At 43.7% G+C, this 13527-nt stretch carries 14 protein-coding genes; 8 read left to right on the forward strand and 6 right to left on the reverse strand.

Going from position 1 to position 13527, the window contains the following annotated elements; all coding sequences use genetic code 11:
* Positions 1-29: 29 nt before the first annotated feature.
* The 4 genes from ACH19P_RS17965 to ACH19P_RS17980 all read left to right on the forward strand — a co-directional run bounded on the left by ACH19P_RS17965 (position 30) and on the right by ACH19P_RS17980 (position 5406).
* Positions 30-893 (forward strand): alpha/beta fold hydrolase, encoded by an 864-nt coding sequence (locus ACH19P_RS17965; RefSeq protein WP_462159986.1) that lies wholly within the window; start codon positions 30-32, stop codon positions 891-893.
* Between the two features lie 226 nt (positions 894-1119).
* A complete protein-coding gene (fadD, locus tag ACH19P_RS17970) occupies positions 1120-2784 on the forward strand; it encodes a long-chain-fatty-acid--CoA ligase FadD (protein WP_462159987.1) in 1665 nt (554 codons plus the stop codon).
* Between the two features lie 45 nt (positions 2785-2829).
* The gene (gene rnd / locus ACH19P_RS17975) at positions 2830-3972 is read left to right on the forward strand and encodes a ribonuclease D (RefSeq protein WP_462159988.1); all 1143 of its coding nucleotides are present in this window, start codon (positions 2830-2832) and stop codon (positions 3970-3972) included.
* A 516-nt stretch (positions 3973-4488) separates the two neighbouring features.
* Positions 4489-5406: an alpha/beta hydrolase gene (locus tag ACH19P_RS17980; RefSeq protein WP_462159989.1), complete on the forward strand. Its 918-nt coding sequence runs from the start codon at positions 4489-4491 to the stop codon at positions 5404-5406.
* Between the two features lie 62 nt (positions 5407-5468).
* Here the strand turns inward: ACH19P_RS17980 and minE are convergent, their stop codons facing one another.
* Genes minE through minC form a run of 3 tightly spaced genes read right to left on the reverse strand, consistent with a single transcriptional unit; the run spans position 5469 to position 7244 of the window.
* Positions 5469-5729 carry a cell division topological specificity factor MinE gene (minE, locus tag ACH19P_RS17985; RefSeq protein WP_347389888.1) on the reverse strand — a complete coding sequence of 87 codons (261 nt, stop codon included), beginning with the start codon at positions 5727-5729 and terminating at the stop codon, positions 5469-5471.
* A 1-nt stretch (position 5730) separates the two neighbouring features.
* Entirely contained in the window at positions 5731-6540 is an 810-nt protein-coding gene (minD, locus tag ACH19P_RS17990) for a septum site-determining protein MinD (protein WP_347389887.1), read from the reverse strand.
* 5 nt (positions 6541-6545) lie between these two features.
* Entirely contained in the window at positions 6546-7244 is a 699-nt protein-coding gene (gene minC, locus ACH19P_RS17995; RefSeq protein WP_462159991.1) for a septum site-determining protein MinC, read from the reverse strand.
* 169 nt (positions 7245-7413) lie between these two features.
* Here minC and ACH19P_RS18000 point away from each other — a divergent pair, with 169 nt between their 5' ends.
* From ACH19P_RS18000 to ACH19P_RS18015, 4 genes are all read left to right on the forward strand, one after another.
* A complete protein-coding gene (locus ACH19P_RS18000; RefSeq protein ID WP_462159992.1) occupies positions 7414-7695 on the forward strand; it encodes a YcgL domain-containing protein in 282 nt (93 codons plus the stop codon).
* A gap of 92 nt (positions 7696-7787) precedes the next feature.
* On the forward strand, positions 7788-8777 hold the full coding sequence (locus tag ACH19P_RS18005) for a lytic murein transglycosylase (protein ID WP_462160199.1): 990 nt from the start codon (positions 7788-7790) through the stop codon (positions 8775-8777).
* A 65-nt stretch (positions 8778-8842) separates the two neighbouring features.
* Complete coding sequence (locus tag ACH19P_RS18010) at positions 8843-9343, forward strand: YcgN family cysteine cluster protein (protein WP_462159993.1); 501 nt, start codon at positions 8843-8845, stop codon at positions 9341-9343.
* A gap of 166 nt (positions 9344-9509) precedes the next feature.
* On the forward strand, positions 9510-9902 hold the full coding sequence (locus ACH19P_RS18015; RefSeq protein ID WP_462159994.1) for a hypothetical protein: 393 nt from the start codon (positions 9510-9512) through the stop codon (positions 9900-9902).
* Between the two features lie 2 nt (positions 9903-9904).
* Here ACH19P_RS18015 and yegS read toward each other — a convergent pair whose 3' ends face one another.
* From yegS to ACH19P_RS18030, 3 genes are all read right to left on the reverse strand, one after another.
* Positions 9905-10810 (reverse strand): lipid kinase YegS, encoded by a 906-nt coding sequence (gene yegS / locus ACH19P_RS18020; protein WP_462159996.1) that lies wholly within the window; start codon positions 10808-10810, stop codon positions 9905-9907.
* Between the two features lie 159 nt (positions 10811-10969).
* Positions 10970-12517: an ATP-binding protein gene (locus ACH19P_RS18025; protein ID WP_462159997.1), complete on the reverse strand. Its 1548-nt coding sequence runs from the start codon at positions 12515-12517 to the stop codon at positions 10970-10972.
* A complete protein-coding gene (locus ACH19P_RS18030; protein ID WP_462159998.1) occupies positions 12511-13332 on the reverse strand; it encodes a hypothetical protein in 822 nt (273 codons plus the stop codon). Before ACH19P_RS18030 ends, ACH19P_RS18025 begins: the two co-directional genes overlap by 7 nt.
* Between the last annotated feature and the right edge of the window lie 195 nt (positions 13333-13527).

Here is a 13527-nt window from a genome sequence, read left to right on the forward strand (position 1 = left end):
ACCGCAATGCGGTAAAAAACGGAGCTGTTTTGGAAACTTTCTCTCTCTCAACTAGAACACTGACCTTAAAAGGAATATCTAATACGCAATCAGCTTTTGATAGCCCTTTTGATAAGGTTGTTGTCGCACTTCATGGTTGGCAAGATAACGCGGCCAGTTTTGCTCCATTGATGGAACAATTTGGTAATGATTTCCCGATTTTTGCCTTGGATTGGCCGGGGCATGGCGAGTCCGAATGGCGCTCAGCAGACGCCCATTATTATTTCATCGATTATGTAGACGATCTGCAGCAAGTATTGGCTCAGTGCCAAGCAACAGAGATACATCTGGTGGGTCACTCAATGGGAGCAATGGTTGCATCGCTCTACGTCGCCTGTTTTGCAGACCGAATTGCCAGTCTCACTTTGATTGAAGGAGTAGGGTTGGTCTGTGCTAGCGCAAATGAGTCTAAAGAATTGTTAAAAAGGGCATTGGTGCAGCGCATGCGCGCTGCGAAATGTCGCGTGTATGACTCACCACAAGATGTTATAAACCGACGGCTCGCAGTGAGTGACTTTGATGAGTGTATCGCAGCACCATTAATGGCAAGAAACATCAAGTCAGTTGAAGACGGTGTGTCACTACGAACAGACCCTCGTATAAAACATTATTCAGCTTTTCGATATAGCCTAGAGCAAGCACATGCACTATTGGCAGACATCACCGTCCCTACACTATTAATTAAAGGGACCGAAGGTTATCAACTTGTACGTGACAACGAAGAAAAATTTTCTAAATATTACAAAACGTTGAATGTAGAGATGTTAGAAGGCGGCCATCATTGCCATATGGAAAATCCGAAACTTTGCGCGCGCCTAATTGGTGCGCATCTGCATCAAAATGGCGCAATCTAATTGTAACTTTGACGTAAATGTGGGAATATCGTTGAAATTAGAGCTTTTGCTCGATTGTTATAAATTACAACTTAGATTAAGGTTAGTAGTGCTGTTGGTAGCACTGTGGACCATTTAGCTACTTGGGCAGTAGTGTGGCGTCGTGCCTAGATAACGCCGTACCTAACGCCAAGACTCATGACTTCTAAGATAAACCATTATAAGAACAAATTTATAGGAGCCTAGTGTGGAGAAAATCTGGCTAAAGCGTTATCCGAAGGGTTGTCCAGAAACCATCGATCCCGCTCATTACGACTCTTTGCTGACACTGTTCGAAAAGTGCTTCAGTGATTACGCACAACTACCTGCATTCCAGAATATGGGTGTTGTACTGACGTATCAGCAAATCGACGAAGCAACGAAGAAAGTTGCATCGTATCTCAATAATGATTTAGGCCTAAAGCCAGGCTCTAAAGTAGCAGTAATGATGCCCAACTTACTGCAAACGCCAATCAGTATCCTTGGTATTCTTCGCGCCGGATGTGTTGTGGTTAATGTAAACCCGCTCTACACCGCGCGTGAATTAGAACACCAACTAAACGATTCAGAAGCCGATGCAATTTTCATCTTGGCCAACTTCGCAAACACGTTAGAAAAAGCGATTGGCCACACTAAAGTGAAGCACGTCATTGTTACTGAAGTCGGTGACATGGTCGGAGGCATTAAAAAACACCTAGTAAACTTTGTTGTTAAGTACATCAAAAAAATGGTTCCGGCCTATAACATCAACAACACCATTTCATTTTCTCAAGTGATGAAGCAAGGTAATGCGGCGACATATCAACGTCCAACGATTACGCTTGATGATCTTGCTTTCTTACAGTATACCGGCGGCACCACAGGTGTATCAAAAGGCGCAATGCTCACACACGGTAATATGGTGGGTAACCTTGAACAGGTATCGGGTTGTTTGGATAACATCCTAGAGCGTGGCAAGGAGGTCGTCGTGACCGCATTGCCTCTGTATCATATCTTTGCGTTGACAGCGAACTGCTTAACTTTCATGAAATATGGTGGTTTAAACTTATTGATCACTAACCCGCGTGACATGAAAGCGTTCGTTAAAGAGTTAAAAGACAATAAGTTCACGATTGTGACCGGTGTTAATACACTATTTAACGGTCTATTGAACGCTGAAGGGTTTGCAGATGTTGATTTCTCTAACCTGAAAATGTCACTCGGTGGTGGCATGGCTGTGCAACGTCCAGTGGCCGAACGTTGGCAAAAAGTGACGGGCACCCGTTTAGTTGAAGGCTACGGCCTTACCGAGTGTTCACCGCTTGTTACTGTTAGCCCATATGACCTCGACGGATACAATGGTTCAATTGGTCTGCCTGCACCCAGCACAGATATTAAACTCGTGCTTGATAATGGTGAAGAAGCACCGAAGGGTGAGCCGGGCGAATTGTGGGTTAAAGGCCCGCAAGTGATGAAAGGTTATTATAATCGTCCTGATGCAACGGCTGAATGTTTAAAAGACGGTTGGTTTGCAACGGGTGACATCGCGACTTATGACGACGAAGGCTTCTTTTATATTGTCGATCGCAAGAAAGACATGATTTTGGTGTCTGGCTTTAATGTGTTCCCGAATGAAATTGAAGAAGTGATTGCAGATCACCAAGGTGTACTTGAAGTGGCTGCTGTAGGCGTGCCTCATGAAGTGAGCGGCGAACAAGTTAAAGTTTTTGTTGTGAAAAAAGACCCGTCCTTAACGGAAAAGGATATAATAAAACATTGTCGCGACAATCTAACTAACTATAAAGTGCCTAAGTTGGTTGAATTTAGAGATGAGTTACCCAAAACCAATGTGGGTAAAATTTTGCGACGAGCGCTCAAAGACGAACAAAAATAAAGAATCACAAACCGGCAACAGCCGGTTTGTTTTTGAGGAGTAAAAGTGGAATATCAGTTAATCACTGAGCAGCAAGCGTTAGACCAATTTGTTGCGGCCATCAGTAATGCGCAAGTACTCGCCATCGATACAGAGTTTATGCGCCGTCGTACACTTTATCCCGAAATTGCCTTACTCCAAGTATTTGATGGACAGCATCTTGCTTTAATCGACCCGCTTTGTGAATTAGATTTCTCAAAGCTATGGAATGTATTGAAGAATCCTAATACTCTCAAAGTCCTACATTCTCCTTCTGAAGACATTGAAGTATTTCAAAACTTTGCTGGCTTTGTGCCGCAACCGCTATTTGACACCCAATTTGCACTGCAACTGTTAGGCTCAGGCAACTGCGTGGGCTTCGCAGCCATGGTGAATATGCGTTTGGGAATAGAAATCGATAAAAGCGAATCTCGAACCAACTGGTTGCAACGTCCACTGCGGGACAGCCAACTCGAATATGCTGCGGCAGATGTAACTCATCTTCTTCCATGTTTTGAACAAATTGTAGAAGAAATTAACGCCAAGGGTTGGTTTGACATTGTTATAGCAGAGTCGCAGCTGATTTCAGAGAAAAGGGCATATCAAGTCCCAGATGAATTTTTATACCGTGATATAAAAGGTGCGTGGCAACTCAACCCTCGCGACCTCGCGGCTCTTAGAGAGCTTTCAGTTTGGCGTCGCCAAAAAGCACAACGTAAGAACTTGGCCTTAAACTTTATTGTCAAAGAGGCCAATATGGTGGAAATTGCCAAACGACGCCCAAGCTCTTTGAACAGCATGCGCAATATTCCGGGCATTGACCCAATGGAAGTTAATCGCTCTGGTAAAGAAATGTTGGCGTGTATCGAGCGAGCCAAAGAAATCGCTGAAGAGCAATTACCTGAAAAGGTGCTCCGTTTGATGGATTTTCGCGGTTACAAGCAAGCGGCCAAGGAAATAAAACAAAAAATCACTTCGGTGAGTAAGGAAACCGGTATTCCAGCCGATGTTTTTGCCAGTAAAAAGCAAATCAATCAGCTTATTAGTTGGAATTGGAAGGTTTCAGCAGCAGAGCGACCTGTGATGTTCGCACCTGATATTTTGCAGCCGTGGCGTGCAGAGTATTTAGAAAAGTCGTTAGAAAAGTGGGTGCCATTACACGATGCCTAACTGCCTATAAGTAGTAAATTACAAATAAAAAAGGAAGCCAATGGCTTCCTTTTTTTCCACAATTGTTAAGTTAACCTTCAAGTTCGCTCAGCTGTATGACTGTTAAGGTCTGATGTCTAGCCAAGGCACTTATAGCGTAAAAATAGGCGAAGAAATATGGGTGTACACAAAACTTCCTTCTTCTGCGCTCCTTAGTTTCTCATGTAGGTTAAACCTGTTATCGTCAATATCTGACAATGTATAAGGATGTCTGATGATTAAATATCTGTATTTTGGGTTAATTTTAATTTTGTGTAGCAAAGCAAGTGCGATGGACGTGCGTCAATTGACGCCTGTTGAACGAGTCACTGTTTCTTCTGAGCACTTCGACAAACCTATGACCTTCAATGTTACGCTCCCCGCAAGTTATGGCTCTGAGCCGGATAAACGCTATTTTGTGATGTTCGATTTACACCCGCGCAGTCAACCATATTTGAGTGGAATGCAAGATTGGCTAAGTCATAATGGCGATTGGCCGTGGTTAGAAACCATCATCATCACACAGCAGATTATCATCAGGAATTTGCGCAGTTATTTATTTCAACAACTGAAAATCCAGAGGATAAATCCCTTCTCAACTTTCTTGATAAGCAGATTTTAACCTACATAGACAAGCAATATCGAACCAATGGTTTTCGTATTTACAGTGGATTTATGGGCAATGCTGCATTTGGCCTCTACGCGCTCCTTAACCAACCAACTTTATTTAATGCCTATTTTCTTGCTTCACCGTCAATCCAAGATGATTTTCTCGGTGTCAATTCCACGGCTTTGAATAAACTTGAAGCCCTGACTGATAAACAACGTTTTGTGTATATTAATATCGGAGAGCATAACTATGAGAAAGGGAGTATTGAGGCCGTAAAAGCGTTTGAACACGCATTACAAGCTAAAGCACCTACGCAGCTACAGTGGCAAATTAACTTCGCCGATAGTAGCCATTATATGTCGAGGCCAATCGTCACGGTTATTGAGGGAATAGAGCGCTTGTTTTGGGATTATCATACTCCATTGGCCCCAGACTCAGATGTTTCGAAACAGGGTGTACAAGCAATCATTGACTATTACAGGGCACTTTCCGCGAACAAATATGGTTTTGAGGTATCTGCTGAGTCTTCACTCAGCGCGTTAGCCAAGTATAAGTTAGCTGATGAGCCTAAACAAAGTATCAAAATCTATCAACACATTACACAGCTGTATCCAGATTCGGCGTATGCCTTTGCAAATTTGGCTTCGGCCTACGCAAACGGTGGAGACCTAGATGAAGCAATTAAATTGCAGACCAAGGCGATTGACTTGTCAAAAGTCATGGTGCCTTGGCATCAAAAAAATATAGAGAAGAAGCTACGTGAGTACGAGCGGCAGTTAGGGTCAGTCAACAGCGAATCTCCCTAGCACAAATATAAAAAAAGGAAGCCAATGGCTTCCTTTTTTTGCACCCGATCGTCAAAAAGTGATTACTTTTCTTCGTCTGGCAATGTTACGTTGAGTTCTAATACTGCCAAATCATCTTCATTTTGTTCTAGTTGGACTTGAACAGCATCAGCATCAATAGGAACGTATTTGCGGATCACTTCCAAAATATCTTGCTTTAACTGTGGCAAGTAATTCGGCGTTCCACGTTGCGAGCGCTCGTGTGCAACAATAATTTGCAGACGCTCTTTTGCCATCGAGGCGCTGGTTTTTTTCTCTGAACGAAAGTAATCAAGTAATGACACGTTATCCTCCGAAAATCCGTTTAAATAGGCCGCGTTTCTCAACGTCCAAGAAGCGGAATTCAACTTGTTCACCTAGTAAGCGATTGATGGCGTCGTGATACGCTTGACCCGCATCAGATTCGCTATCAAGTACAACGGGCTGGCCTTGGTTTGATGCATTAAGCACAGCTTGCGACTCTGGAATGACGCCAAGCAAGTCAATTGCAAGAATATCGTTGACGTCTTCTACTGACAGCATTTCACCTCGTTGCACACGTTCAGGGTTGTAACGCGTTAGCAATAGGTGTTCTTTAACCGGCTCTAGACCTTCTTCTGCGCGACGCGACTTGCTTTGCAAAATACCTAAAATGCGGTCAGAGTCTCGAACTGAAGAAACTTCAGGGTTAGTGGTAACAATGGCTTCGTCAGCGAAGTACAACGCCATCATTGCGCCTGCTTCGATACCAGCTGGTGAGTCACAAACGATGAAATCAAAATCGTTTTTCAGGTCATTAAGTACTTTCTCAACGCCTTCTTTGGTTAGTGCATCTTTATCACGTGTTTGCGACGCTGGAAGGATGTAAAGCTTATCAACACGCTTGTCTTTGATAAGCGCTTGGTTAAGGTTCGCTTCACCGTTGATAACATTCACGAAGTCATACACTACACGACGCTCACAGCCCATGATCAAGTCAAGGTTACGCAGACCGATATCAAAGTCGATTATCGCTGTTTTAAACCCTTTCAGTGCAAGGCCAGTACCAATTGCAGCGCTAGAGGTAGTTTTACCTACACCGCCTTTACCAGAAGTTACGACAATAATTTTTGCCATGTGTTTTATCCTTTAACCAAAGCTGATATATGAAGTGAGTCTTGGCGTTGGCGAACACAGGCTGGTTGGCCCCATAGCTCACCTTGCAGTGAATCACTGATCCAATAGCTGCCATTAACCGAAACCAATTCGGCTTCAAGCTTTTGACAGAATATTGTGGCGTCTTTGTTACCTTGCGCTCCGGCGATTGCTCGTCCACGTAAGGTACCGTATATGTGAATATGGCCATCGGCGATAACTTCAGCGCCATGACTGACTGAACCCAACACAATTAAATCTCGACCTTTCGCATACACTTGTTGTCCAGAGCGAACCGTTGCTTCGATGACCAAAGTCGGCTCTACTTGCTCTGCTTGAGCTGCGGGTTGTTGTGTTTGAGGTTTAGTTTGTTGAGAGTCTTTAGAGTAGTTCAGTACCGAAAAGCCAGCATTTTTAGCTGCTTTGTGCTGCTCATCATCGCCGCTGCACACACCTACAGGGTTGAAATCTAACCCTTTAAGTAGAGAGCGAAGGTGAGAAAAATCGACGGTGACACCCTCTAAAGCTTCGAGGTTTACGACGATGGGGGCACCCGCAAAAAATTTTGGAGCTTGCGCTATTTTTGCACCTAGCTGCTCATTCAATGCATCAAAGTCCGACGTTAACAAACGCAGCACTGACAGTGTAAAAAGATTCCCTTTTAATTCGAATAATTGTTCCGACATAAGCGCTCATACTTGTGTGGCCGAATTATTAGTATCACCGAGTTGTGCGTGTGAACTAGAGTTTACGCAGATTTGGGTGTTGAGCTTGGCCACTAAACTTACCACATAAATAATGTCTCATGGTATAGTGTCAAAGTGTGTTTCGCAACAACTTAAAGGCCTTAAAAACATGCTGTGTGCAGTATATAAGAGTAAGAAAAAACCAGATACCTACCTTTACTTGCCAAAAAGAGATTTTTTTGATGATGTACCAAAGCCACTTATGGATATGTTTGGTGCCCCAAAGTTTGTCATGTTGATTAATCTTGCAACAAAAACTCAGCTTGCATTGGCCGATATCAACAAGGTTAAGGAAGAATTAAGCGACAAGGGGTTTTATTTACAACTTCCCCCTCCAACAGAAAATATGTTGGATGAATTAAAAAAGCAAAATGGAGTAGAGCGTGATTAAAAAGAATCAGCAAGTATTTAGCCAGCGCATTCAAGCCTGCAACTAAGTCCACATTAGGTGTGGTAGTCGCAGCAACCTTATCGTTTCCTTCTCTGGCAGACTCGCAGATAAAAAGTGTCGAAGAGCAACAAGCTGCATTCGATGCTTACGTAGCTAAATTGAAAGTCGAAGCACTTGAAAAAGGATACAGTGAGCAACTGCTAAACGAAGCGTTTGCCACGATTAAATTCAAACCCAAAGTGATTAGCGCCGATAAAAATCAGCCTGAAGTCAAAGAAACGCTAGAAACATATTTACCCAAGCGTGTTCCTGATTGGAAAGTGCAGCAAGCACGAGAACTATACAAAAAACATCAGAATGTGCTTGAAAAAGTTGCGGCACAATATGGTGTTCAAGCTCGCTTCATTGTTGCATTGTGGGGACTGGAAAGTAACTTCGGACGTATTCAAGGTGGTTACCCTGTCATCTCGAGTTTGGTGACCCTTGCATACGATGGTCGTCGTGAGACCATGTACAAAAATCAGTTGTGGGCTGCGTTGGACATTTTAAAAGACGGCCATATCAATCTGGAAAACTTTAAGGGCTCTTGGGCTGGTGCGATGGGCCAAACGCAATTTATGCCTACGTCTTTCAATTCTTATGCTGTGGATTACAACGGTGATGGCCGCAAAGACATTTGGACCACAGAAGAAGATGCGTTTGCATCGATAGCTAATTACCTCAAGAGTGTCGGTTGGAATGACGACCTTACTTGGGGACGCCAAGTAAAGCTACCAGCTGGCTTTGACACCGATACGATTTTAAAGCGTGGTACGCGTAGTCACAAACAATGGCTGGATGAGTGGGCACAGTCTGAGCGTTCACTCACTAAGTGGAATGAGTTAGGTCTCAAGCGCATGGACGGTACCGACTTACCAAAGCGCGACATCACCGCTGCATTGGTAATGCCAGATGACACCAACGGGCGTATGTATTTAGCATATGACAACTACAAAGCATTGATGAACTGGAACCGTTCTTACTACTTCGCAACCAGTGTAGGCTATCTATCGGATCGCATCGGTTACCCTGCAATCAAATAATTGCTCGATAGTACGACTGTGCAATAATTTGATATACTACGCCCCGAATTAAAGGGGCGTTTTTTATGTTAGATAATAAGTTCTGGGAAACCAAAACGCTTGCTCAAATGAACGAGCAAGAATGGGAAGCGGTGTGTGACGGCTGCGGTAAATGTTGTTTGAACAAATTTATCGACAGCGATGAACAAGACGATGAGTCTGATTTTGCAAGCGAGCTACGCCCGGGCGAAGAACTCTTGTTTACCAATATCGCCTGCCATTATCTTGATAATAAAACCTGTAGCTGCACAGCTTACGAGCAGCGTCAACAGCTTGTTCCATCCTGTGTAAAGTTGACTAAAGAGAACATGGAGCAGGTCTACTATCTTCCACAGAGCTGCAGTTATCGACGTCTTCACGAAGGGCGAGGATTAGCGAGTTGGCATCCATTGCTTAATAAAGGCAAAAAGTCGAAAATGCATGCGGCTGGAATCAGTGTTCGCAACAAGATAGTCAAAGACACTGATGTGTACATGGAAGACGTCGAAGAGCATATTGCAGATTGGCCAAATTTCGACTGCGACTAAGTGTTTACTAGCCTCTGAGGTGATTGTTTCTCACATCAAGGAGGTCGTTTTACATTGTCTCTAAATTGTTAGCAACATAGACTTTACACTTGCACAAAAACTGATAGCATCAGCGGCAAAATGAAGCCTAAATACATTGCTAACGATTGGGGACAATAGTATCTAGATGAATAGACAAAATCATGGCACAACCGACGTCAAGTTAAATGCTAACGTGATTGAAGCGGTGTTTTGTGGCAGCTTTAATGAGAATGCCATCTGTGTTTATGCCAAAAAAGTCAGAGATATTATCGTCGCTCTCGAGGGGGCAAAGTTTGCTATGCTCGTTGACGATCGTGCTGTTGAAGGTGGCACCCCAGAAGCGTACAACGCACTCAATGAATATAATGAGTGGCTGAACACTCAAGCACTTGTCGCCAAAGCGTTTGTAATTGATAGTGGCATGACAAAGAGTATCTTAAAAAAGCGCACTCCCGCGCTCGACCAACAAAATGTTGCTTACTTTGAAGACATCGAGCAGGCGAGGGAATGGCTGCAAACCCAGCTCAGTACAGCATAAAATTACACAGTGCGCGTAATACAGGGACTGCTGTTTGGCAGTACGAGACTGATTTCCTTGCGCAAAATATCAAAGCGAATTTTCTTCGACTTATATGGTTCGCCATCTAAGTTAACTTGGCCATCGAGCTGAGATTCATATTCAACCCATTTTGTTTGAACATATTTAACGAATTCATTGTTTTCATTTGGGTTGCCCAATTCTTGAATGACTTGGTTGATACGCGTGACAGGAAACGCTAATAATGCGACTACATCCAGTAGCCCATCATCAATAAATGCGCTAGGTGCAAGTACTTGACCACCACCAGCTTGTCTTCCGTTACACACCGCACCCACTATCATGCTGGTGTCAAAGAATCCTTGTTCTGTAGTTAAAATTCCTTGGTATGGCTTAAAGTTAAGGGCGCGAACAAGGCCTGTAAGTGTATAGGCTCCACCACCTAGAAAATTTTTCAGTTCAACGGGGGTTTCAGAGGTCACTTGCGCACCAAATCCTCCAGAAGCAACATTGACAAAGTATCGCTCGTTAGCCGTGCCTACATCAATTTTATAAGCCATACCATCAGTGGCTAGTTGCAGCGCTGCGTTAGGGCATTGGGGAATGTGACAACAGGTTGCGAAATCATTCGCTGTGCCTAAAGGTAAAATCGCGAGCTCAGGGCGACTGTCTTTGGGGTGTTGCATCAACGCCGAGACAATCTCATTAACAGAGCCATCACCACCGCCAATGACCAAACGGCTTACCTTATCGGTAATGGCTTCATGAACGAACCGTTCTATATCTCCGTACTCATAAGTCACTCTTACTTGAATTTCTGCGTTATGGCGCGTTCTTGTTGCGTTAATGGCAGAGCGCACATTTTCTAGAGATGCCTTTTTGCCATTGAGTATGAGTCTTATCGTCATCGAAGCTAACTATTGAAAAGCAATGTATAGATAATAGTTACAAATGCAGAGGGAATTGCCAAATACTTTTTAAGTCCGTTTATCTGTGGCTAACATCACGGGTTGCGTTAAGTGGCGCCGGGGTTATACAGCCGCTGCATTGATGCTCACAGAAAAGCTTTACTTTAGGTGTTGAGGGAAATACCTATTGAGGGTAGCCACGACTTGCTCGAATTCAACGGGTTTGGCTAAATGGCCGTCGAAGCCTTCGTCTTGGTATCTAACAATATCTTCTTTCATCACGTTTGCTGTTAACGCAATGATTGGAACTGACGTATTCGCAGCCTTTATCTGTTTGCACGCCTCGATGCCGTCCATATTTGGCATCTGTATATCCATAAAGATGAGGTCGAGATTCAAGTTGGCCGCTTGTTCAACGGCTTCAATTCCGTCTGAAGCAAAATGCAGCAATGCGCCGGTCTTTGTCAAGATAGCTTCAATCACAATGCGATTAATATGATTGTCCTCTGCGACCAATATACTGTAGGGAGTCAAATCAGGTAATGTTTGTTGCTCAACAAGTTCGTGAGAGTCCGTGTTGCCGCGCGCCGTCTCAAACGGCAAAGAAACAGTAAAATGCGTGCCTTCATTTTCTGTGCTGGAAACATCTATTTTGCCACCCATCAACTCAACTAAAGAGCTCGTAATAGCCATTCCTAGGCCAGTGCCACCGTATTTACGCGTTGTCGACGTATCTGCTTGTTCAAACCTATCGAATAAGCGCGCAAGCGCACTTTGTGACATACCTATTCCCGTATCGCTAACATCGATGACAAACCCTTTAGTGCGTCCTTTTGCGATGTGAAGCGTTACTTTTCCTTGCTCGGTGAACTTAATGGCGTTACTGCAAATATTGAGCAATATTTGCCTGAGCCGGACGGAGTCGCCAAGCCATTGATCATGGTCTATCGTGTTGGTAACGATTAGTTCAATGTCCTTATCTGCGAGTAACATGCGCAGATCGGATTCTAAAGAACCGATTAGTCCAGACAAAGAAAATGGATGCGGGTCGATTTCCAGCTTTCCGGCTTCAATTTTCGAAAAATCCAGAATATCGTTGATGAGGGTATTGAGTGAACGGGTGGAGTACAAGGCTTTATCAATGGAATCGAGTTCATGTTCACTCTTGATTGATTTGCTCAAAAGTTGAAGCGTGCCGTATATACCGTTCATCGGTGTCCGTACTTCGTGACTCATGTTGGCCAAAAATGCACTTTTAGCTTCGCTGGCACGCTCAGCTTCAGCTTTGGCATCGACCAACTGTTGTTCGTGTCGCTTTCGCTCAGAAATATCGCGAAGGATGCCGATATAAAGTTGCTCTCCATCTGCGTCGTGTACGTTAACAGCCAATTCAATAGGAAATTGTTGTTGTTCGCTGTCTATTGCGAGTAATTCGCGGTTTAGACCAATGATTGTGGCCTCTTCAGTGGCGTTGTGATTGAGCATGAAGTCTTTATGCAAGTGCGCAATATCGTCTGGCATCAATTTTTCAACATGCTCACCAATCAATTGCTCAGATGAATACTTAAATAGCTTCTCGCCAGCTGGATTGATGGAACAAATGATGCCGTCTACATCGGTCATGATTACGGTATCACTCAAATTAAATAATATCGTTTTATGTTGTTTGTTAGCTTGGTCATATCGACGTTGGATAATCGCTAACATATTTTTTTATTTCTTATCTCTTCATCAAGCGTTTTGTTTAGTTCTTCTGTTCGCAGTTGTGCCATCAAATCACTTGAAAGTGCAAACCACAATGCAACACCATAGGCCAAAAATCGCAATACATGCCAGCCCCACCAAGGTAAATCCCATAGCTGCGATTGTTGAAACATGATGGCTGCGAAGCCAAACATTGAACAATGTAAAACAAACAGTAAATCATCGGATTGATTATGTACTTTATATGCCCAAAATAGTTTAACTGCACTTAGCAACAGTAAAGCGCCACCACAGGCGTTGAGGAACATTGCAACATGTGTAAAGCCATGTGCATCTGACATTTGTGGTAAAGAATCGCTGAGTAACACTGAGCCAAGAGAAAATAACAATGTAATGCCGAGAATGAGCGTGGGCCAACGTAGCGTAAATGCACTGCGTTGGTGTTTAGGCAAGAGCACGACGGCAAATAACAGCCCACCTAAGAATGTAGCGCAGGAGTGAAGCCATACAAACAATTGGCCAGGAGAGACGAGCGCATGTGCACCATCGAGTATACCCATGCCAACCATGGCGCCCGCTATTGGCATGTTAAAACTAGTGCCGATCCCTTTACGCTCAAGCGCTAGCAATAAATAAGCGACGAATAGAGCGATGAAAGACCCAGCAATTTCTACAGCAGTGTGGATTGGAACATTAATCCAGCGCCAATGTGAAAGTTGATTAAGGCCCAAATACAATGAGAGTATGTGAACAGCAGCACTGACGAGGATTATCGCGATAATTGTGCGAGGTTTAATGTGATGCTTGACCTTGCTCACCTATTGGCACTCACAAACGGATGTGTATCTATTTTAAAAAGCGTAGCATATTCTTACGGTTATACCTGTGAATTAGAAAAATGCAGCAATCGAATGGTCGGCGGATATCAATATAAAAAGGGTTCTGTGCTGCAGTACACAAGCAAAATTTCTGCTTAGAAAGTCGGCCCAAAATTTTGGGCCGTGCGCTCAATT

The sequence above is a fragment of the Pseudoalteromonas sp. GB56 genome, assembly GCF_054923835.1.